This is a genomic window from Streptomyces sp. NPDC047971 (assembly GCF_040653355.1).
Taxonomy (GTDB): Bacteria; Actinomycetota; Actinomycetes; order Streptomycetales; family Streptomycetaceae; genus Streptomyces.
Window position 1 is genome coordinate 1 of sequence record NZ_JBEZNW010000012.1, and the last position, 20,752, is coordinate 20,752.

16 protein-coding genes and 2 tRNA genes are annotated in these 20,752 nt (G+C 72.5%); 15 read left to right on the top strand and 3 right to left on the bottom strand.

The annotated features are described in order from the left end of the window. Positions 1-149 precede the first annotated feature (149 nt). The 3 genes from AB0D99_RS13985 to AB0D99_RS13995 all read left to right on the top strand — a co-directional run bounded on the left by AB0D99_RS13985 (position 150) and on the right by AB0D99_RS13995 (position 4,226). Positions 150-1,316 carry a lipid-transfer protein gene (locus tag AB0D99_RS13985; RefSeq protein WP_362360580.1) on the top strand — a complete coding sequence of 389 codons (1,167 nt, stop codon included), beginning with the start codon at positions 150-152 and terminating at the stop codon, positions 1,314-1,316. Positions 1,317-1,522: 206 nt separating this feature from the next. After that, a complete protein-coding gene (locus AB0D99_RS13990) occupies positions 1,523-2,092 on the top strand; it encodes a SigE family RNA polymerase sigma factor (protein ID WP_362360169.1) in 570 nt (189 codons plus the stop codon). Positions 2,093-2,573: 481 nt separating this feature from the next. Continuing rightward, complete coding sequence (locus AB0D99_RS13995) at positions 2,574-4,226, top strand: long-chain fatty acid--CoA ligase (protein ID WP_362360172.1); 1,653 nt, start codon at positions 2,574-2,576, stop codon at positions 4,224-4,226. A 76-nt stretch (positions 4,227-4,302) separates the two neighbouring features. On the opposite strand, the gene AB0D99_RS14000 is transcribed toward AB0D99_RS13995, so the two are convergent. After that, positions 4,303-8,136, bottom strand: a complete 3,834-nt coding sequence (locus AB0D99_RS14000) for a PAS domain-containing protein (protein WP_362360175.1) — start codon at positions 8,134-8,136, stop codon at positions 4,303-4,305. A 159-nt stretch (positions 8,137-8,295) separates the two neighbouring features. Next, complete coding sequence (locus AB0D99_RS14005; protein WP_362360178.1) at positions 8,296-8,748, bottom strand: SSI family serine proteinase inhibitor; 453 nt, start codon at positions 8,746-8,748, stop codon at positions 8,296-8,298. 204 nt (positions 8,749-8,952) lie between these two features. On the opposite strand from AB0D99_RS14005, the gene AB0D99_RS14010 reads away from it, so the two are divergent. From AB0D99_RS14010 to AB0D99_RS14020, 3 genes are all read left to right on the top strand, one after another. Beyond that, a tRNA-Ser gene (locus tag AB0D99_RS14010) sits at positions 8,953-9,043 on the top strand. A gap of 228 nt (positions 9,044-9,271) precedes the next feature. Continuing rightward, positions 9,272-9,344 (top strand) — tRNA-Arg (locus AB0D99_RS14015). 84 nt (positions 9,345-9,428) lie between these two features. Continuing rightward, the gene (locus AB0D99_RS14020; RefSeq protein WP_362360583.1) at positions 9,429-9,890 is read left to right on the top strand and encodes a DUF5959 family protein; all 462 of its coding nucleotides are present in this window, start codon (positions 9,429-9,431) and stop codon (positions 9,888-9,890) included. A gap of 36 nt (positions 9,891-9,926) precedes the next feature. On the opposite strand, the gene AB0D99_RS14025 is transcribed toward AB0D99_RS14020, so the two are convergent. Continuing rightward, positions 9,927-10,202, bottom strand: coding sequence for a hypothetical protein (locus tag AB0D99_RS14025; RefSeq protein ID WP_362360181.1), 276 nt, complete (start codon positions 10,200-10,202; stop codon positions 9,927-9,929). Between the two features lie 147 nt (positions 10,203-10,349). Here AB0D99_RS14025 and AB0D99_RS14030 point away from each other — a divergent pair, with 147 nt between their 5' ends. The 9 genes from AB0D99_RS14030 (at position 10,350) to AB0D99_RS14070 (ending at position 20,711) form a co-directional block, all read left to right on the top strand. Beyond that, on the top strand, positions 10,350-10,715 hold the full coding sequence (locus AB0D99_RS14030) for a PH domain-containing protein (RefSeq protein ID WP_362360184.1): 366 nt from the start codon (positions 10,350-10,352) through the stop codon (positions 10,713-10,715). Between the two features lie 122 nt (positions 10,716-10,837). Beyond that, entirely contained in the window at positions 10,838-11,677 is an 840-nt protein-coding gene (locus AB0D99_RS14035) for a DUF2797 domain-containing protein (protein WP_362360187.1), read from the top strand. Positions 11,678-11,793: 116 nt separating this feature from the next. Further along, a complete protein-coding gene (locus AB0D99_RS14040; protein ID WP_362360190.1) occupies positions 11,794-12,129 on the top strand; it encodes an antibiotic biosynthesis monooxygenase in 336 nt (111 codons plus the stop codon). A 136-nt stretch (positions 12,130-12,265) separates the two neighbouring features. Then, positions 12,266-13,162, top strand: a complete 897-nt coding sequence (locus AB0D99_RS14045) for an amidohydrolase family protein (protein WP_362360193.1) — start codon at positions 12,266-12,268, stop codon at positions 13,160-13,162. Positions 13,163-13,202: 40 nt separating this feature from the next. Then, positions 13,203-13,940 carry a response regulator transcription factor gene (locus AB0D99_RS14050; RefSeq protein ID WP_362360196.1) on the top strand — a complete coding sequence of 246 codons (738 nt, stop codon included), beginning with the start codon at positions 13,203-13,205 and terminating at the stop codon, positions 13,938-13,940. 8 nt (positions 13,941-13,948) lie between these two features. Further along, positions 13,949-15,499 (top strand): HAMP domain-containing sensor histidine kinase, encoded by a 1,551-nt coding sequence (locus tag AB0D99_RS14055; RefSeq protein ID WP_362360199.1) that lies wholly within the window; start codon positions 13,949-13,951, stop codon positions 15,497-15,499. 190 nt (positions 15,500-15,689) lie between these two features. Continuing rightward, the gene (locus AB0D99_RS14060; RefSeq protein WP_362360202.1) at positions 15,690-16,949 is read left to right on the top strand and encodes a bifunctional glycosyltransferase family 2/GtrA family protein; all 1,260 of its coding nucleotides are present in this window, start codon (positions 15,690-15,692) and stop codon (positions 16,947-16,949) included. Beyond that, positions 16,946-19,111 (top strand): glycosyltransferase family 39 protein, encoded by a 2,166-nt coding sequence (locus AB0D99_RS14065; protein ID WP_362360205.1) that lies wholly within the window; start codon positions 16,946-16,948, stop codon positions 19,109-19,111. Before AB0D99_RS14060 ends, AB0D99_RS14065 begins: the two co-directional genes overlap by 4 nt. A 76-nt stretch (positions 19,112-19,187) precedes the next feature. After that, on the top strand, positions 19,188-20,711 hold the full coding sequence (locus tag AB0D99_RS14070; RefSeq protein ID WP_362360208.1) for an MFS transporter: 1,524 nt from the start codon (positions 19,188-19,190) through the stop codon (positions 20,709-20,711). Positions 20,712-20,752: the final 41 nt, after the last annotated feature.

The following is a 20,752-nucleotide window of genomic DNA, read 5'->3' on the forward strand; positions in this document are numbered from 1 at the left end:
GGTCGATCGCGTACGGTCTGGATCACCCCCGCCCCGTCAAGCCCGGTGAGTCACCCGTCTTCAACCCGGTCTTCTACACCCACCCCCACTCCCTCCCCCTCGCCGCCGTCCGGGCCAGGGGTCGAACGGCGGCCGGACGGAGCGGGCGCATGAGCATCCGCAGCGCCGACCGTCTCGGCGGCCGCGCCGCCATCGTCGGCATCGGGGCGACCGAGTTCTCCAAGGACTCCGGACGCAGCGAGCTCACGCTCGCCGTCGAGGCCGTGCGGGCTGCCCTCGACGACGCCGGGCTCACCCCCGCCGACGTCGACGGCATGGTCACCTTCACCATGGACACCAGCCCCGAGATCACCGTCGCCCAGGCGGCCGGGATCGGCGAGCTGTCGTTCTTCTCCCGTATCCACTACGGAGGCGGGGCCGCCTGCGCCACCGTCCAGCAGGCCGCCCTCGCGGTCGCCGCCGGGGTCGCCGACGTCGTCGTCTGCTACCGGGCGTTCAACGAACGCTCGGGGCGCCGTTTCGGCTCGGGCGTCCAGCAGCGCGAGCCCTCCGCCGAAGGCGCCGCGCTCGGCTGGCAGCTCCCCTTCGGGCTGCTCACCCCGGCCTCCTGGGTCGCCATGATCGCCCAGCGCTACCTCCACACGTACGGGCTCACCCCCGAGGTCTTCGGCCACGTCGCCGTCACCGACCGTCGGCACGCCGCCCGCAACCCCGCCGCGTACTTCCACGGCAAACCGATCACGCTCGCCGACCACGCCGCCTCGCGCTGGATCGTCGAGCCGCTCCGGCTCCTGGACTGCTGCCAGGAGACCGACGGCGGTCAGGCGATCGTCGTCACGTCCGTGGAGCGGGCCCGCGACCTGCGCCGGCCGCCCGCGGTCATCGTCGGGGCCGCGCAGGGGGCAGGACGCAACCAGGAGGCGATGACCAGCTTCTACCGCGACGAACTGACCGGCCTCCCGGAGATGGGGGTCGTGGCGGGGCAGCTGTGGCGGTCGGCGGGGCTGGCGCCCCGTGACATCGATGTGGCCATCCTCTACGACCACTTCACCCCGTTCGTCCTCATGCAGCTGGAGGAGTTCGGCTTCTGCGGACGCGGCGAGGCGGCCGACTTCGTGGCGGCGGACGCGCTGCCGCTGAACACGCACGGAGGCCAGCTGGGGGAGGCGTATCTGCACGGGATGAACGGCATCGCGGAGGCCGTACGCCAGGTGCGGGGCACGTCCGTGAACCAGATACCCGGCGCGTCCAGGACGCTGGTCACGGCGGGCACGGGTGTCCCCACCTCGGGCCTCGTCCTGGGCGCCGACGACTGAGGTGCGGGCCCCTTCGGGTGGGGGTGCGGGTGCGGGTGCGGGGCGACCGGGGCGGCGGCCGGGTCCCCCGTCCCGACCCTGAGGCCGTCGTACCCCCTCTCCACCTTCAGGAGGTCCAGCCGTCCCCACCCCTACAACCTGAGGCGGAGTGCGGGTCGGGACCTGGGGCCGATCCCCCGGGGAGTCGCCGCTCCTAGCGTGGAGTCATGACTCCGCCACCCTCTGGCCCCGTCTGCGCCGGCGCCTCCACGGCCGCCCTCGGGACCGCCGTGACGACCGTCGGCTACCCGTCGTTCTCCTCGTACGTACGGGCCCGCGGGCCCGTCCTGCTGCGCACGGCGCGCTCCCTCACCGCCAACCCCTGCGACGCCGAGGACCTCCTGCAGACCGCCCTCGCCAAGACGTTCGTCGCCTGGGAGCGGATCGAGGACCACCGTGCCCTGGACGGCTACGTCCGCAGGGCGCTGCTGAACACCCGGACGTCCCAGTGGCGCAAGCGCAAGGTCGACGAGTTCGCCTGCGAGGAGCTGCCGGAGCCCGCCGGGCTGCCCGAGCCGGACCCGGCCGAGCAGCAGGTGCTGCACGACGCGATGTGGCGCGCGGTCATGAAGCTTCCCGACCGCCAGCGGGCGATGGTCGTCCTGCGGTACTACGAGGACCTCAGCGAGGCGCAGACGGCGGAAGTGCTCGGCGTCTCGATCGGCACGGTCAAGAGCGCCGTCTCCCGCGCCCTCGGCAAGCTCCGCGAGGACCCGGAGCTGACCCCCGTACGGTGACCCGCACCGCCCTCCCCGGCGGTGACCCCCACCGCCCTCCCCGGCGGTGACCCGCACAGCTCCTCTTCCCGCACAGCTCTCCCCCGCCCTCCCCGGCGGTGACCCCCACCGCCCTCCCCGGCGGTGACCCGCACCACCCACCCGTACGGCGACGCGCACCACCCGCCCGTACGGCGACGCGCACCACCCGCCGGTACGGCGACGCGCACCGCGCCCCCCACCGTGCCCCGCACCCCAGAACCGCGCCCCGCACCCCCACCATGCCCCTCAATCCCCGCCCCGACCGTGACCCGCACCGCGCCGCGGACCCCGCCCCGGACCCCCGCCCCGTGCCGTTCCCGGCGGTGACCGGGTGCTGTCGGGACGGCATCCGCCAGTAATCACTGGCAATTTCCGTACTCCCGGGTAGTGACATACCGCGCGGTACGTGCGCAGAATCTCCACACCCTTACTGCCACGTAGCGCCCACCGGGAGGACGCCGTGCTGAGCACCATGCAGGACGTACAGCTGACCGTGACCCGCATCCTGAACCATGGGATGACGATCCACGGGAAGTCACTGATCACCACCTGGACGGGTGAGCCCGAGCCGCAGCGCCGCACCTTCGCGGAGGCGGGTGCCCGCGCGAGCCAGCTGGCGAACGCCCTGCGCGACGAACTCGGCGTGACCGGCGACCAGCGCGTCGCCACCCTGATGTGGAACAACGCCGAACACGTCGAGGCGTACTTCGCCATCCCGTCCATGGGCGCCGTCCTGCACACCCTCAACCTGCGGCTTCCCCCCGAGCAGTTGGCGTTCATCGTCAACCACGCGGACGACCGCGTGGTCATCGTCAACGGCTCGCTGCTCCCCCTCCTCGTTCCGCTCCTCCCCCACCTGCCGACCATCGAGCACATCGTGGTCGCGGGCCCCGGCGACCGTTCCGCCCTGGACGGTGTGACGCCCCGCGTGCACGACTACGAGGAGCTGATCGCGGGCCGCCCCACCACCTTCGACTGGCCGGAGATCGACGAGCGTTCGGCCGCCGCCATGTGCTACACCTCCGGCACCACCGGAGACCCGAAGGGCGTCGTCTACTCCCACCGCTCCATCTACCTGCACTCCATGCAGGTGAACATGGCCGAGTCGATGGGCCTGACGGGCAAGGACACGACCCTCGTCGTCGTCCCGCAGTTCCACGTCAACGCCTGGGGTCTGCCGCACGCCACCTTCATGACCGGCATCAACATGCTGATGCCGGACCGCTTCCTGCAGCCCGCCCCGCTCGCCGAGATGATCGAGCGCGAGAAGCCGAGCCACGCCGCCGCAGTCCCCACCATCTGGCAGGGCCTGCTCGCCGAGGTCACCGCCAACCCCCGCGACATCTCCTCCATGAAGCAGGTCACCATCGGCGGCGCGGCCTGTCCGCCCTCCCTCATGGAGGCGTACGACAGGCTCGGCGTCCGCCTCTGCCACGCCTGGGGCATGACGGAGACCTCCCCCCTCGGCACCATGGCCCACCCGCCGGCCGGGCTGACCGCCGAGGAGGAGTGGCCGTACCGCATCACGCAGGGCCGCTTCCCGGCCGGTGTCGAGGCCCGGCTGGTGGGCCCCGGCGGCGAACACCTGCCCTGGGACGGCGAGTCGGCCGGTGAGCTGGAGGTGCGCGGCACCTGGATCGCGGGCTCGTACTTCGGCGGTGCCGACGGGGAGCCGATCCGCCCCGCCGACAAGTTCAGCGAGGACGGCTGGCTCAAGACCGGAGACGTCGGCGTCATCAGCCCGGACGGCTTCCTCACGCTCACCGACCGCGCCAAGGACGTCATCAAGTCCGGCGGCGAGTGGATCTCCAGCGTCGAGCTGGAGAACGCGATCATGGCCCACCCCGAGGTCGCCGAGGCGGCGGTCGTCGCCGTGCCGGACGAGAAGTGGGGCGAGCGCCCGCTCGCGACCGTCGTCCTCAAGGACGGCGCGACGGCGGACTACGAGACGCTCAAGGCATTCCTCGCCGACGAGGGCGGAATCGCCAAGTGGCAGCTCCCGGAGCGCTGGGCGATCGTGCCCGCCGTGCCGAAGACGAGCGTCGGCAAGTTCGACAAGAAGGTCATCCGACGGCAGTACGCGGAGGGCGAGCTGGACGTGACCCAGCTGTAGTTCCGGTACGGGAGGAGTCCGGGCGTACGGAGTCCTGACGGAAGGAGGGGAGCGGTGTCCACCGCTCCCCTCCTTCTCAGTTGGTCCCTATCTTCGCGAGCAGGTCCACGATCCGGGCCTGCACCTCGTTGCTGTTCGAACGCTCCGCCAGGAAGAGGACCGTCTCGCCGGACGACAGCGTCGGCAGCTCGGCCTCGTCGAGGTCCGCCGAGGTGTAGACGACGAGCGGCGTGCGGTTCAGCAGACCGTTCGCCCGCAGCCAGTCGATGATCCCGGCGCGCCGGCGACGCACCTGCATCAGGTCCATCACCACCAGGTTCGGCCGGATCTGGGTGGCCAGCGTGACGGCGTCGGTGTCCGCCGCCGCCCGCGCCACCTGCATCCCGCGCCGTTCCAGGGTGGCCGCGAGCGCCTGCGCGATGTGGTCGTTCTCCTCGATGAGCAACACGCGCGAGGGGTGCTGCTCGCTGTCGCGGGGCGCCAGCGCCTTGAGGAGTACGGCGGGATCGGCGCCGTACGCCGCCTCCCGCGTCGCCTGCCCGAGCCCGGCCGCGAGCAGCACGGGCACCTCGGCGGCGACGGCCGCCTGGCGCAGGGACTGGAGCGCGGTACGGGTGATGGGCCCGGTCAGCGGGTCGACGAACAGCGCGGCCGGGAAGGCGGCGATCTGGGCGTCGACCTCCTCACGCGAGTGGACGATCACCGGGCGGTAGCCGCGGTCGCTCAGCGCCTGCTGGGTGGAGACGTCCGGCGCGGGCCAGACGAGCAGCCGACGCGGGTTGTCCAGCGGCTCCGGGGGCAGCTCGTCGTCGACGGGCTGGGGCAGCGGCTTGTTGGCGACCTCGACCGCACCACCGGGCCCGTCGAGCGGTTCCGGGCCCTCGGCGGCGCCCTCGGCGGGCGCCCCTATGGCGTAGGAACGGCCTTCGGGCGCCGTCTGAGCGAGCTGGGCGAGCTTCGGCTGCGCCTTGGCGGCGGCCTCCGCCGGTGCCGTCGGCGCGGGAGCGGGCGCCGTCGCCGGCGCCGGACGGTCGCCCTCGGGCGGGGTGGCCAGCTTGCGCCGCCGCCCGGAGCCATTGCTCTGACCGTTCTGCGAAGCGCCGCCGAGCGACCCACCGCCGAGCGACGCACCGCCCTGCTGGGTACCACTCTGTTGCGTACCCGCCTGCTGCGTACCGGCCTGCTGTGCGGCGATCTGCTGGGCGAAGGGCACGCCCTGTCCGAGGGTCCGCACGCTGAACGCCCGCCCGCTGTGCGTCGCGTCCCTGGGAGCGGCAGGGGCGGCCGGAGCGGCAGGGGCGGCAGGCGCGGCAGGCGCGGTCGAGTTGCCGGGAGCCGCCGGAGCCGCCGGGGCCGCCGGAGCCGCCTGAGGGGCCGGGGCAGCGGGCGCGGGCATCTCGGGAGGCAGCGGTACGGATCCGGTGCCGCTCCGCGTCTCCTCGGCGACCCCCGGCCCACGACGCCGACCGGTCGGCTCGGGCAGAGGCTGCGGGTGGGCCTGCGGGTGGGACTGCGGCGGCGTGTGGTCGGCGTCCGGCAGGGACCCCGCGGCGTCGTGCCGCCCCTCGTCGCTCACCTGTGCCGCCGGCATCGCCTGCATCACCGGCATCGGCTGAGGCAGGGCCATGGCCTGCGGTGCGGGCTGGGCGGCCGGCTCCGGAGCGCGGTCGGCGTCGGCCGGGGGCAGCGCGAACGGCGTACGTGGACCGGCCTCGGCGGCGGCGGTCCGTTCCTGCGCGGCGAGCGCGCGGCGTGCCCGCCGGCCGGTGGGCCGCTCGTCGCCCGCCTGATCGCCGCTCGCGACGGCGGGCAGGGCAGCCCGCGCGAGGGCGGGGGCCTCGGCGGGAACGCCCTGGGCGGGTACGGGAACACCCTGCGGGGGCACGGCGTCCCCGAGCGCGGCACGCCCCTGCGCGCCCTCGGCGGCGGTCACCACGGAGCCCTCGGCGGGCCGGCCGCGACGGCGGCCGGTCGGCTCGGCGGCGGGCGCGCCGCCCGCGCTCTGGGCGGGGATCAGTTCGGCGGGGGCGGCCGGGGCCTCCTCCGTACGGCCTCGGCGCCGTCCGGTCGGCTCGCCCGCACCGGCGCTCGCGCCCTCGGGAGCCACCGGGCTCTCCAGGAAGGCGTCGGTGGACGCCCGCCGGGCGCGACGCCGTCCGCCGCCCTGGGTGTCGGATGCCTGTGCGGGCAGCGCGAGCTGCCCACCGGCCGGAGCGGCCCGGTCCTCGGCATCGGTCTTCGGACCCGACTCCGGCGCGGTCGCGGCGTCCGCCGTCGCTTCCACCGGCGTCTCGGCCGCCGTGGGGGCGGGCGGCGCGGCGACCGTGCCCCTGCCGGCCCCGAGCGGCACCTCCAGGACGTACGCGCCGCCGGTCGTCCCGGGCACCTCATGGGTCTGCACCACGCCACCGTGCGCGGCCACGATCCCCCGCACGATCGGCTGGTGGACCGGGTCGCCGCCGGCGTACGGTCCGCGCACCTCGATCCGTACGACATCGCCGCGCTGCGCCGCGGCCACCACGATCGTCGAGTCGGCGTACCCCGCGCCGGGGACGACCCGGGCCTTGCCCGTGGAGTCGACGCCGGCCACGTCCGCGACCAGGTGCGCGAGCGCGGTCGCGAGGCGGCCCGCGTCGACCTCCGCCTCGATCGGCGGCGCGTGCACGGCGAACTGCGCCCGGCCGGGACCGATGAGCTCCACGGCCCCGTCGACACCCGCGGTCACGACCCCGTCGAGCAGGACGACGGCCGTGCCGAGGGTCTCCTCCCCGGCGTCCAGTCGCTGGTAGCCGAGGACGTTGTCGACGAGGGTGGTCATCCGGGCGTACCCGGCGGCCAGGTGGTGCAGGAGCTGGTTGGCCTCCGGCCACAGCTGGCCGGCGTCGTCGGCGGCGAGCGTGGAGAGCTCCGTCCGCAGCTCCTCCAGCGGACCGCGCAGCGACTCGCCGAGGACGGCCGTCAGCTGCTCGTGCCGGCCCGCCAGGGCCTCGTACCGCTCCTTGTCCGCCTTCGCCCGCTCCTCGTGGCCCTCCCTGAGCTCGGCGAGCTCGGCGGCGTGCTTCTCGGCGAGGCCGACGCGCTCGGACTCCTGCTCCTGGGCGAGCTGCTCGTACGGCCGGCGGTCGGTGAAGGTCATCACCGCGCCGACGAGCTGGTCGCCGTCCCGTACCGGAGCCGTCGTCAGGTCGACCGGCACCCGCGAACCGTTCTTCGCCCACAGCACCTGGCCGCGGACACGGTGCTTGCGCCCCGACTTGAGCGTGTCGGCGAGCGGCGAGTCCTCGTACGCGAACGGCTCGCCGTCCGCGCGCGAGTGCAGGATCAGCGGGTGCAGCTCCTTGCCGCCGAGATCGCTGGCGCGGAAGCCGAGGATCTGCGCGGCGGCGGGGTTGACCAGGACGACCCGCCCGTCGGTGTCCGTGCCGACGACGCCCTCGGCGGCGGCGCGCAGGATCATCTCGGTCTGGCGCTGCGAGCGGGCGAGTTCGGCCTCGGTGTCGAGGGTGCCGGTGAGGTCGCGGACGACGAGCATGAGCAGCTCGTCGCCGGTGTAGGCGCTGTACGAGTCGTACGCCTCGCGCCCGTCCTCCAGGTTGGCGCTGGTGACCTCGACGGCGAACTCGCTGCCGTCCGTCCGGCGGGCGATCATCCGGGTCGGTTTCGTACGGCCGCTCTCGTCGGTTCCCTCGGGGCGCCGCATGGAGCCGGGGATCAGCCGTGAGTCGAACCCGGGCAGCAGGTCGAGCAGACCGCGCCCGACGAGCGCGGTGCCGGGGGTCTCGAACATGCCGAGGGCGATGGTGTTGGCGTTGACGACCGTGCCGTTGCAGTTGACGAGCACGAGGCCGTCGGGGAGGGCGTCAAGTATGGCTGCGAGGCGAGCAGCGCCTCGGGATGGCCTGCTGCTCACGACGACGCTTCCTCCCTGACCCACTGCACCTTGCCCGGCTGGCCGGCCCCATCTTGCCCCTCGGGCCGCAGCCTGTCACTGCGAGGAGTCTAAGGGCTGCTCCGGCGGTCCCGGGGAGAGGTCTCATGCCCCCGGCAACATCCGAACGTCATCCTCACCTCATCCCCGCACGCGGGGGAGCACGGGCTCCAGGTTCTCCCAGCGGTCGATCTCGCACCCGTTCGCACGGGAGAAGCCGGCGTCGACGGAGCGTCCCCGCCAGTCGCCGGTGATGCGGGCGACGACGGGCCCGCCGTACTGCTGCGCGCAGAGCGTGTCCTTGGGGACCGGCTTGAAGGGGTCCTGCTTCTGCTTGGCGAGCTCCGAGAGCCGGGCGCAGGCGCGGGCGGCGGCGGGGTGGTCGCCGCCGGGCTCGCCGTCGCAGTCGAGCCGGAACGTGCCGTCGGCCTCCTTGTGTCCGCTCTTGCTGATCGTCACCGTGAGCACGTCCGGCGCCTGCGCCGAAGCCGACGCCGGCGCGGGCGAGAGCAGAGGCAGCGGCGGCACGGGCCCGAGCCCGGCGGCTCCCGCGGCGGTGGTGGCGAGGGTGGCGAGTACGAGTCGGCGCAGCATACGAACTCCAGGGAGGCGGGTGGGGGCCATGGGCTCGGGCCCGTCTCCTCTAACGCTCCGTACTGCCGTTCGTTGCGCAACCGGGATGGGCCGAGGGGCTTTGCCCTTGGCCCCGGAGGGCTAGTACGGTGAGAAGCGATTGGTGACACCGGGCTCGCCTGTGTCATCATCTGCACGCACCGTTCGCGCCCGCGCGAGGTGCATGGAGGCGTCGCCTAGTCCGGTCTATGGCGCCGCACTGCTAATGCGGTTTGGGCCTTAAAGCCCATCGAGGGTTCAAATCCCTCCGCCTCCGCCCCACACCGAAGCCCCGGCCCCCAAGGCCGGGGCTTCGGCCGTTCCAGCCCCTTGCGAGCCCACGCGGGTCACCCGTCCGGCGGAGGGCGCGCATCCGGGGAGGAGCCCCCAGATGGCGTTTCCGCAGGTCAGAGGGGGTCTGGCTAATGGATTTCGCGCTACGGCGCAGGTCATGTAATGTTGTCCACGCAACGCCGACCGGCAAGAAAAAAGCCGAGAAGCACAAGCACTCGTAGCTTAACGGATAGAGCATCTGACTACGGATCAGAAGGTTGCAGGTTCGAATCCTGCCGAGTGCACAGCCTGAGAGGCCCGGACGAGAGTCCGGGCCTCTTGCGTTTCCGGGGTGTACAGCAGCGAAGTACAGCAACGGTATGAAGGGGATGGGCACCGTGGCCGAAGCCGGGGAACCGCTGGAGCTGATCGTGCTGGACAGCGGAACACAGAGTGTCGTGGTCCGGCTGCTGTCGACCAGCCCGTCCTTCACCGGGGTCTCAGGCCGCTACTTCGACGCGGAGATCCAGATCCGAAGCGGCTTCGTGAACGCTTCCGTGCGGATGGGCGTCTTCGACGAAGAAGTCGAGGAGTGGGGCCACCTCCTCGACGCCGTGGAGGAAGCCATGGAGGACGCTCCCGAGGACGACGACGAGGTGTTCGCCGGCGACTGGCCCAGAGAAGGCCGTACGGCGTACCTCCGCTTTATGGCCGAGGACCCTCTCGTCATCGAGGTCCGCGACGCGCCCGGCACCGGCATCTGCGTCCAGGTACCACTCGCCTTGGACGACGACTGGATCGCGGAGGCCAGGGCCCGGCTCGCGCGGGCGCGTGAAGTGCTCCGGGGTTGAGGGGGGATCGCCGAGTCGCGTTTCGTGCGCCGGGGCTCACTTCAGGGGGATGCACCTGAGCGCGTGGTCCGAGCGGCGGTGTGGTGGCGAGAGAAGGTGGACCAGCTCGTACGAGCCGCCGGGGCACTCGGCCTTGAGGATCGCCGTGTCGACCAGTACGCGGTTGACCGTGTGCCCGTCCCGTTCCATCAGGTCCTTCACGAAGCGCTCGGGATCCGCATGGAGCGCGCTCTGTTCGTCCTCGCTCAGTTCGAGCCTGAAGACCTCGACGGCGGATGCTTCGATGTCCGTCGGGCGGTGAACAGTAGCCATGGTCCGGCCCTTTCGGAGAGGCGTCACCTCCAGGATGCGCTGATCCTTGCCCCGCGCAACCGACGGCACGGCCCGATCCCGCCGGGCGGCCGGTTCGGCGGGATAAGGTCGGAAGATCGTTCTTTCTTCTCATCGTGGGGGTTGGGTATGGCGCTCTTCGGGAACGCGCACAAGATCGATCCGGCGCAGGCGCAGCAGGAGTACGCGCGGCTGCTCGGGCAGGGGGAGCAGATCCACGCCGCGTATCTGCTGATCCGCGACACCATCTTCTTCACCGACCGGCGGCTCGTGCTCGTCGACAAGCAGGGCATCACCGGCAAGAAGGTCGAGTACCACTCGATCCCGTACAAGAGCATCACGCACTTCGCCGTGGAGACCGCCGGCACGTTCGACCTCGACGCCGAGCTGAAGATCTGGATCTCCGGCAACTCCGTTCCCGTCCAGAAGACCTTCACCAAGGGTGTGGACATCTACGAAGTGCAGGCGATCCTCACGCAGTTCGTCGCGCGGTAGTCAGGCCGTCGTCAAACGTCGTACGCGTGCGAGGCCCCCGGGACACGTCCCCGGGGGCCTCCGTCGTCGTCGCTGTCAGACCCTCGGTGGAGACTGGTTCCGTGACGTGGCGGTGTACGGGAATGCGGTGGAGCGGGGGCGTGCCCGGGCTCCGCTGGGAGGGCGGACGGGTTTCCGCGCTCGCGTACGGACAGCAGGTCGCCTTCCGGGCCGTCGGGCAGCGCCTGTGTCCGGGGGCCCGTGGGAATCCCTGCCCGCTCGCGGCCGCCGTGCCCCCGCGGGCCACCGGCGGGCAGTGTCCCGAGTGCGCGCGGCTCGACCGTGTCCACTCGGTCGCGGCCGACACCATCGCCGACGATCCGCGGACGTACCGCGTGTACCTCGCCTGGTTCGGGCCCGGGATGACCAAGGTCGGGATCACCGGCGAGGAGCGGGGTGACGCCCGGCTCCTGGAGCAGGGGGCCGTCGCCTTCAGCTGGCTCGGGCGGGGTCCGCTCATGGCGGCCCGGCGCACCGAGGAGCTGCTGCGGCACGCCCTGAAGGTGCCCGACCGCATCCCGTACGAGCGGAAGCGCGCCGTGCGGCACGAGCTGCCCGGTCCGGACGCACGACGGCACGAGATCGAGGAGCTGTATCGCTCGGCGGTCGCGCTGCCGGCCTGGGGCGACACCCTGGAGACGCTTCCCTGCGCGGTGCGCGACCACGCAGTGGCCTTCCGGCTCGACGCGCTTCCCGGACTCGCCGGGACCGTCACCGAGCTTCGCGCCGACGGCGTCGTCGCCGGCCGCCTCCTCGCCGCCGCCGGGCCCGACCTGCACCTTCTCGACGCCGAAGGCCGGGTGCTCGCCCTCGACACCCGGATCGTCCGCGGCTGGGGACTCGTCGCCGTCGACCCCGGCCATCGCGTCACCGTGCCCGTGCGGAAGGCGAGCACCGACGTCCAGGACGGGCTGTTCCCGTAGAGCGTCGGGAGTGTCGGGGTCGTCGGGAGCGTCGGGATCGTCGCGGAGTAAAGACTTGGATCCCTTCCGGCGGCTCCTGTGGACACACCCGCCCCGCCCGGCGGAGGGTGATCCACATGACCGCAAGCCTGGTGGCGGGCCTCGAACCGCCCTACTACACCGCTGTCTTCACCTCGGTCCGTCCCGACGACCCCGAGGGATACGCCGCCACGAACGCCCGCATGCGGGAGATCGTCGCCGAGCTTCCCGGCTTCCTCGGGTACGAGTCCGCCCGCACCCCCGGCGGCATCGGCATCACCGTCGCGTACTTCCGCGACATCGAGTCCCTGGACGCCTGGCGGGACAACGACGAGCACCGGGCGGCCAAGCGTCGTGGCCGGGAGCACTGGTACGAGAGCTACAGCGTCCACATCGGCAAGGTCGAACGGAGCTACGGCTTTGTGCGCAACTGAGATCCCTGGGTCTGACAAGGCTGATGGGTCTGACAAGGCTGATGAGCCTGAGAAGGCTGATGGGCCTGACGGGGCTTTTGGGGCGAGCGGCGCGGCCAGGGTGGGCGGCTCGGACAGGGAAGGTGACGCCGCCGGGGTGGACGAGACGGTCGAGGTCGTCCGGAGCCTCGTCCGGCGGCTCGGTCTGCCCGGACTGATCGACGTCCACACCCACTTCATGCCCCGCAACGTCCTCGACAAGGTCTGGGCCTACTTCGACTCCGTCGGCCCCCTGACCGGCATGGAGTGGCCCATCACCTACCGCGAGGAGGAGGACCGCAGGGTCGCTCTGCTGCGGGAGTTCGGCGTCCTCGCCTTCACCTCGATGCTCTATCCGCACAAGGCCGGCATGGCGACCTGGCTCAACACCTGGGCCGCCGACTTCGCCGCCCGTACGCCCGACTGCCTGCGCACCGCCACCCTCTACCCGGAGCCGGACGCCACCGCGTACGTCGGCAAGGCGGTCGACGACGGCGCGCGCGTCTTCAAGGTCCACCTCCAGGTCGGCGACTTCGACCCCAACGATCCTCTGCTCGACGGTGCCTGGGCGACGCTCGCGGACGCGCGCACGCCGGTCGTCATCCACTGCGGATCGGGTCCCGCACCCGGGAAGTACACCGGCCCGGGTCCCATCGGGCGGCTGCTCTCCCGCCATCCCGCGCTGCGGCTCATCGTCGCGCACATGGGGATGCCCGAGTACACGGACTTCCTCGACCTCGCCGAGCGGTACGACGGCGTCCACCTCGACACCACCATGGCCTTCACCGACTTCAGCGAGCGCCTCGCCCCCTTCCCCGCCGCCGAACTCCCCCGCCTGCGCGCCTTGGAGGACAAGATCCTCCTCGGCTCCGACTTCCCGAACATCCCCTACCCGTACGCCCACCAGCTCCAGGCCCTCGAACGGCTCGGGCTCGGCGACGACTGGATGCGCCGGGTCCTCCACGACAACGGCGCCGAGCTGTTCCCCCGGCTTTCTCAGGGAATTCACAGGTAAGCGAAAGGGAGATCTCAGTGCGTCCGGGAAGCGTGGCCGTATGACTGCCACCAAGCCCCGCGGGCGTACCGACATGACCCGGCCCGACGGCTCGGCCGTCCGCGTTCTCGTCGTGGACGACGAGGCGTCGCTCGCCGAACTCCTCTCCATGGCCCTGCGGTACGAGGGCTGGCAGGTCCACAGCGCGGGCGACGGGGCGGGGGCCCTGCGCGCGGCGCGCGAGTTCCGGCCCGACGCGGTGATCCTCGACGTGATGCTGCCCGACATGGACGGGCTCTCCGTCCTCGGCCGGCTGCGGCGCGAGCAACCGGACGTGCCGGTGCTGTTCCTGACCGCCAAGGACGCCGTCGAGGACCGGATCGCCGGCCTCACGGCGGGCGGCGACGACTATGTCACCAAGCCGTTCAGCCTGGAGGAGGTCGTGGCCAGGCTGCGCGGTCTCATCCGGCGCTCCGGCGCCGCGCAGGCCCGCGACGAGTCGCTGCTCGCCGTCGGCGACCTGACGCTGGACGAGGACAGTCACGAGGTCACCCGGGGCGGCGAGTCGATCCACCTCACGGCCACCGAGTTCGAGCTGCTGCGCTACCTCATGCGCAATCCGCGCCGCGTGCTCAGCAAGGCGCAGATCCTCGACCGGGTGTGGTCCTACGACTTCGGCGGCCAGGCCAACGTCGTCGAGCTGTACATCTCGTACCTGCGGCGGAAGATCGACGCGGGCCGCGCCCCGATGATCCACACCAGGCGCGGGGCGGGCTATCTCATCAAGCCGGGGGAGTAGGGCGACCGATGCGAGGCTCCCGCTCCTGGTCGCTGCGCACGCGGCTCGTCGTCTCCGCCGTGACCCTGATCGCGATCGTCGCCACGGTGATCGGGACGGTGACGACGATAGCGTTCCGGTCCTATCTGTACGACCAGGCCGACGGGCAGCTGCGGGGCATCGCCAACCGGGCCGCCGGGCCGCCGCAGAACCTGCCGATGCCGATCCCCGGCGACGCGCGCGACGCGCTCGGATTCCTCACCGGCCCCGGCGCCCCGCTCGGCACGGTCGGCGCGTCCGTCGTGGACGGCGAGCTGCCGGCCGCCGCCGTGTCCCAGGAGGAGGAACAGGGGACGTACGGCCCGAAGTACCGCGCCCAGGCCCTGGACGCGGCGCAGCGCGCCGCCCTCGCCGCCGTTCCGCGCGACGGCTCGCCGCACACCGTCGAGCTGCCCGGGATGGACGACTACCGGGTCGCATACGCCTCCGGGAGCCGCGGGGACTACCTCGTCGGCATCCCGCTCGCCGACGTCCAGGACACCCTCTCCACGCTCGTCCTCGTCGAGGTGAGCGTCACCGGCGCCGGGCTCGTCGCCGCCTCGCTGGCCGGCGGGGCGCTGGTCGGGATCGCGCTGCGGCCGCTGCGGCGGGTCGCCGCCACCGCCACCCAGGTCTCCGAACTGCCGCTGCACAGCGGCGAGCCGGCCCTCCACCACCGTGTCGCGGAGGCGGACCCGCGCACCGAGGTCGGACAGGTCGGCGCGGCCATCAACCGCATGCTCGACCACGTCCACTCCGCGCTCCACTCCCGTCAGCAGAGCGAGACGCGGGTACGGCAGTTCGTCGCCGACGCCAGTCACGAGCTGCGTACACCGCTCGCCTCCATCCGGGGGTACGCGGAGCTGACGCGGCGCGGCCGGGAGGAGTGCGGGCCCGACACCCGGCACGCCCTCGGGCGGATCGAGTCCGAGGCGACGCGGATGACGGGGCTCGTCGAGGACCTGCTGCTGCTCGCCCGGCTGGACGCCGGACGCCCGCTCTCGTACGAGAGCACCGATCTCGCCCCGCTCGTCGTGGACGCGCTCTCCGACGCCCGCGCGGCCGGACCCGACCACCGCTGGCGGCTCGAACTGCCCCGGACCGCCGTGTCGGTACGGGCGGACGGCGCCCGTCTCCACCAGGTCCTCGTCAACCTGCTCGCCAACGCCCGCACCCACACCCCGCCCGGCACGACCGTGACCGCGCGCGTACGAGCGGAGGGCGGACGCGCCCTCGTCGAGATCGGGGACGACGGGCCGGGCATCCCGCCGGAGCTCCTTCCCGTCGTCTTCGAACGGTTCGCCCGTGGTGACGCCTCCCGCACCCGTCGGGCCGTTGGCAGCAGCACCGGGCTCGGGCTCGCCATCGTGCGGGCGGTGACGGTCGCCCACGGCGGAGAGGTGACCGTGCGGAGCCGTCCGGGAGAGACCGTCTTCACCGTGGCGCTGCCCGTGGAAGGGTCCGGTCCCGCCGAGGCGCTCGCTCCGGAGCCGCGGGGCTCCGTCGCCCTTGCGGGGTCCGACTCGGCCGTGGCCCCTTGAGCGGACCGCCGGGCTCCGCCGTGGCCCCTTGAGCGGACCGCCGGGCTCCGCCGTGGCCGCCCCTTGAGCACACCACCGGACTCCGCCGCTCCTTGAGCGGGCCTGACCAACCCGGCGTCCCGCCCCACTCACAGCCGGGCCACAGGCTCATCACACAGCCGTGACAGCGGTCCCGGCGAGGGTCTGTGCCATGCGAATCCAAACGATCGCGGGCACCCTCCCCGCCCGGGAACACCTGCCCGTGGGCGTGGCCGGGCGGCCCGTCCTCGATGTGGTGATTCCCGTCTACAACGAGGAGAAGGACCTGGAGCCGTGCGTCCTGCGGCTCCACGACCACCTCTCCCGCACCTTCCCGTACGGCTTCCGCGTCACCGTCGCCGACAACGCCTCCACCGACCGGACCCCCGAGGTCGCCGCCGCACTCGCGGCGACGCTGCCCGAGGTGCGTTCGGTGCGGCTGGAGGAGAAGGGGCGGGGGCGGGCGCTGCGTACCGTCTGGTCGCACTCGGACGCGCCCGTCCTCGCCTACATGGACGTGGACCTCTCCACCGACCTGAACGCCCTGCTGCCGCTCGTGGCACCGCTCATCTCGGGCCACTCCGACCTGGCGATCGGCTCCCGGCTCGCCCGGTCCTCGCGGGTCGTGCGCGGGCCGAAGCGCGAGTTCATCTCGCGGGCCTACAACCTGATCCTGCGCGGCTCGCTCGCCGCCCGGTTCTCCGACGCCCAGTGCGGTTTCAAGGCGATCCGCGGTGACGTGGCCGCCCGGCTGCTGCCGATGGTCGAGGACACGGGCTGGTTCTTCGACACCGAGATGCTCGTGCTCGCCGAGCGGGCCGGGCTCCGCATCCACGAGGTGCCCGTCGACTGGGTCGACGACCCCGACTCCACGGTGCACATCGTGCGGACGGCCACCGACGACCTGAAGGGCGTCTGGCGGGTGGGCCGGGCGCTCGCCACCGGCTCGCTGCCGCTCGACCGGCTCGCCCGGCCCTTCGGCGACGACCCCCGGGACCGCGAGCTCACGGGCGTTCCGCGCGGGCTGGCCCGGCAGTTGGTCGGCTTCTGTGTCGTGGGCGCGCTGTCGACGCTGTTCTACCTGGCGCTGTACTCGCTGTTCAGGCTCGGTGTCGGTCCCCAACTCGCCAACGCCGGCGCACTGCTGGTGTCGGCGGTCGCCAACACCGCCGCCAACCGCCGACTCACCTTCGGCGTGCGGGGCCGGGACCGGGCCGTCCGCCATCAGGCGCAGGGCCTCGTCGTCTTCGGCATCGGCCTCGCCCTGACCAGCGGCTCGCTCGCCGCGCTCGGCTCGGCGACCGGCGATCCCGCGCACTCCACCGAACTCGCCGTGCTGATCGTGGCCAACCTCGCCGCGACGGTCGTGCGCTTCCTCCTCTTCCGGCTCTGGGTCTTCCCGGACACCTCGCCCTCAAGGAACACCCGATGACCACCACGTACGACACCCCCGCCGGGCCCGCCGGGCCCGCGGGCCACGCCGCTCCGTCGCCCCGGACCGGCCGCATCGCCCGACTCTGGCGCGGGCGCGCCGAGGACGCCCCCTGGGTGCGCCCCGCGTTCCTCGGTCTCCTCCTCGCCACCACCCTGCTCTACCTCTGGAACCTGAGCGCCTCCGGCTACGCGAACTCCTTCTACTCCGCCGCCGTCCAGGCCGGCAGCGAGAGCTGGAAGGCGTTCTTCTTCGGCTCGCTCGACGCGGCGAACGCCATCACCGTCGACAAGCCGCCGGCCGCGCTCTGGCCGATGGCGCTGTCCGTGCGCCTCTTCGGGCTCGGGTCCTGGCAGATTCTGCTCCCCGAGGTGCTGATGGGGGTGGCGACCGTCGCCGTCGTCTACGCGGCGGTACGACGCCGGTTCGGCGCGGGAGCCGGTCTCCTCGCGGGCCTGGTTCTCGCGCTCACCCCGGTCGCCGCGCTGATGTTCCGCTTCAACAACCCGGACGCGCTGCTGGCCCTGCTGATGACCGTGGCCGTGTACGGCGTCCTGCGGGCCCTCGAAGACGCGAAGACCGGGACGCGGTGGCTGGTGTGGGCCGGAGTCGCGTTCGGCCTGGCCTTTCTCGCCAAAACGCTCCAGGCGTTCCTGATCCTGCCGCCGCTCGCGCTCGTGTACGCGGTGTGCGCCCCGGTCGGCCTCGGTCGCAGGATGGGGCAACTGGCCCTCGCGGGGCTCGCGCTGATCGTCTCCGCCGGATGGTGGGTGGCCCTGGTGGAGCTGTGGCCGGCGTCCTCCCGCCCGTACATCGGAGGCTCGCAGAACAACAGCTTCCTGGAGCTGACCTTCGGCTACAACGGTCTGGGCCGGATCAACGGCAACGAGACCGGCAGCGTCGGCGGCGGAGGCCGCGGCGGTCCGGGAGGCGGCTGGGGCGAGACGGGCATCGGGCGGATGTTCAACGACGCCGTCGGCGGCCAGATCTCCTGGCTGCTGCCCGCCGCGCTGATCCTGCTCCTCGCCGGGCTCGTCGTCACCCGGCGTGCGCCGAGGACGGACACCGCGCGGGCGGCGTTCCTGGTCTGGGGCGGTTCGCTGCTGATGACACTGGCCGTGTTCAGCTTCATGGCCGGCATCTTCCACGAGTACTACACGGTGGCCCTTGCGCCCTCCATCGCCGCGCTCGTCGGCATGGGCGCGAGCGTCCTGTGGGAGGAGCGCACCAGGTTCCTCGCCTCGGCGGCCCTCGCGGTGACGGTGGCGGGGACGGCGGTGTGGGGGTACGTCCTGCTCGGCCGGACTCCCGACTGGATGCCGTGGCTGCGCTGGGCGGTCCTGATCGCGGGTTCGGCCGCGGCGCTCGGGCTGCTGCTCGCCGGACGGCTCGACCGGCGGATCGGGCTGGGTCTCGCGGGGCTCGGTCTGGCGGCGGGGCTCGCGGGCCCGGTCGCGTACACCCTCTCCACGCTGAGCACCGGCCATCAGGGGTCGATCGTGACGGCGGGCCCGGCGGGCGGTGCGATGGGCGGCCCCGGGGGTGGCCGCGGCGGCCCGCGCGCGATGTACGGGATGGTCGACGGGGGCGGCACGGGCCGGGCGGACGGCGGCCCGGGGAGCCGTATGCCCGGCGGGCAGGGGGGACAGATGCCCGGCGGTCCGGGTGGTCAGATGCCCGGCGGGCAGGGTGGGCGGATGATGCCCGGTGGGACGCCTCCGCAGGGCGACGGCGGCGGAAGCGCCCGGGGGGACGGCGGTGCGGGCAGGGAGCGCGGCGGCCCCGGCGGCATGGGCGGTCTGCTCAACGGGGCGTCCGTCGGTTCCAAGGCCAAGGCGACCCTCCTCGCCGGCGCCGACGACCACACCTGGGTCGCGGCCGCCATCGGCGCCCAGAACGCGGCCAGTTACCAGCTCGCCACCGGAAAGCCGGTGATGGCGATCGGCGGCTTCAACGGCAGCGACCCGTCCCCGACCCTCGCCCAGTTCAAGCAGTACGTGGCCCAGGGGAAGATCCACTACTTCGTCGGCGGCAACGGCGGCGGAATGGGTGGTGGCGGCGGGATGGGCGGCGGCTCGGAGATCTCCGCGTGGGTCACGGCCACCTTCGAGGAGGTCACCGTGGACGGCGCCACCTTCTACGACCTGACGCAGAGGAAATAACCGCTATACAGCGTAAGAGAGACCCTTGTACGGTGTACGAGACCGAGTCCCGTACACCGTACAAGGAGTGCTGTCCATGACGGCGACGACCGCCGCGAACGAACCCACCGCCGGGAAGGCCACCCCCGGCGGGCATCCGCAGCGCTGGCTGATCCTCGGCGTCATCTGTCTCGCCCAGCTCACCGTGCTGCTCGACAACACCGTCCTGAGCGTCGCGATCCCCTCGCTGACCTCCGAGCTCCACGCGACGACCACCGACATCCAGTGGATGATCAACGCGTACTCGCTCGTCCAGTCCGGCCTTCTGCTCACCGCGGGCAACGCCGCCGACCGCTACGGCCGCAAGAAGCTCCTCGCCGTCGGTCTCGCGCTCTTCGGCCTCGGCTCGCTCGCCGCCGGACTCGCCGACTCCACCGCGCAGCTGATCGCCGCCCGGGCCGGCATGGGCGTCGGCGGCGCGCTCCTGATGACCACCACCCTCGCCGTCGTCATGCAGATCTTCGACGACTCCGAGCGGGTCAAGGCCATCGCGCTCTGGTCCACCGTCAGCTCGCTCGGCTTCGCCGCGGGCCCGCTGATCGGCGGCGTGATCCTGAACCACTTCTGGTGGGGAATGATCTTCCTCATCAACATCCCGGTCGCGGCTGTCGGCCTCGTCGCCGTCCTCAAGCTCGTACCGGAGTCGAAGAACCCGCAGGGCGACCGCCCCGATCTGCTCGGCGCGCTGCTCTCCACGATCGGCATGACCGCCGTCGTGTACGCGATCATCACCGGTCCCGAACACGGCTGGACCTCCGCAGAGGTGCTGGTCCCGGCCGCCCTCGGTGTCCTCGTCCTCGGCGCCTTCGCGCTCTGGGAGCTGCGCACCCCGTACCCGATGCTCGACATGCACTTCTTCCGGAACCAGAAGTTCATCGGGGCCATCGGCGGCTCGCTGCTCGTCGTCTTCGGCATGGGCGGCTCGCTCTTCCTGCTCACCCAGCACCTGCAGTTCGTGCTCGGTTACGAGCCGCTGGAGGCCGGTCTCCGCATGGCGCCCCTCGCGCTGACGATCGTGGGCCTCAACCTGACCGGTATCGGCCCCAAGCTGGTGATGAAGATCGGCACCCCGGCGGCCGTCGTCCTCGGCATGTCGCTGGTCGCCGGCGGTCTCACCTCGATCGCCGTGCTCGGCGGCGGTACGGACGGCAGCTACTGGGGGATGCTGCTCGGCCTGGTCCTGATGGGCGGCGGCATCGCCGTCTCCTCCCCGGCCATGGCCAACGCCATCATGAGCGCGATCCCGCCGGAGAAGGCGGGCGTGGGCGCCGGCATCAACGGCACCCTCGCCGAGTTCGGCAACGGCCTGGGCGTCGCCGTCCTCGGCGCCGTGCTCAACGCCCGGTTCGCCGCGCTCGTCGCCGTCACCGCGGCCTCGCTGCCCGCCGCCCTCGCGGCGGCCGGAAGCGACGCCGAACGGGCGGAGATCTCCGCGGCGTTCGCCACCGGTCTCCAGACCAGCCAGCTGGTCGGCGCCATCGCCGTCTTCGCGGGCGGTCTGCTCGCCGCGGCGCTGCTGCGCCGCGCGGAACGGTCCGAGAAGAGGGAGGCGGCTGCATAGCATGGTGACGGACCGCTGACGGAGTGAGCTCACGGAGGAAC

Bases quoted from the DNA above. Each gene is read 5' to 3' on its own strand.
- AB0D99_RS14020 (WP_362360583.1), top strand. From the start codon at position 9,429: ATGGGCACCGTGGCCGAAGCCGGGGAACCGCTGGAGCTGATCGTGCTG.
- AB0D99_RS14055 (WP_362360199.1), top strand. From the start codon at position 13,949: ATGCGAGGCTCCCGCTCCTGGTCGCTGCGCACGCGGCTCGTCGTCTCC.
- AB0D99_RS13990 (WP_362360169.1), top strand. From the start codon at position 1,523: ATGACTCCGCCACCCTCTGGCCCCGTCTGCGCCGGCGCCTCCACGGCC.
- AB0D99_RS14025 (WP_362360181.1), bottom strand. From the start codon at position 10,202: ATGGCTACTGTTCACCGCCCGACGGACATCGAAGCATCCGCCGTCGAG.
- AB0D99_RS13985 (WP_362360580.1), top strand. From the start codon at position 150: ATGAGCATCCGCAGCGCCGACCGTCTCGGCGGCCGCGCCGCCATCGTC.
- AB0D99_RS14070 (WP_362360208.1), top strand. From the start codon at position 19,188: ATGACGGCGACGACCGCCGCGAACGAACCCACCGCCGGGAAGGCCACC.
- AB0D99_RS14030 (WP_362360184.1), top strand. From the start codon at position 10,350: ATGGCGCTCTTCGGGAACGCGCACAAGATCGATCCGGCGCAGGCGCAG.
- AB0D99_RS14060 (WP_362360202.1), top strand. From the start codon at position 15,690: ATGCGAATCCAAACGATCGCGGGCACCCTCCCCGCCCGGGAACACCTG.
- AB0D99_RS14065 (WP_362360205.1), top strand. From the start codon at position 16,946: ATGACCACCACGTACGACACCCCCGCCGGGCCCGCCGGGCCCGCGGGC.
- AB0D99_RS14035 (WP_362360187.1), top strand. From the start codon at position 10,838: ATGCGGTGGAGCGGGGGCGTGCCCGGGCTCCGCTGGGAGGGCGGACGG.
- AB0D99_RS14040 (WP_362360190.1), top strand. From the start codon at position 11,794: ATGACCGCAAGCCTGGTGGCGGGCCTCGAACCGCCCTACTACACCGCT.
- AB0D99_RS14050 (WP_362360196.1), top strand. From the start codon at position 13,203: ATGACTGCCACCAAGCCCCGCGGGCGTACCGACATGACCCGGCCCGAC.
- AB0D99_RS14005 (WP_362360178.1), bottom strand. From the start codon at position 8,748: ATGCTGCGCCGACTCGTACTCGCCACCCTCGCCACCACCGCCGCGGGA.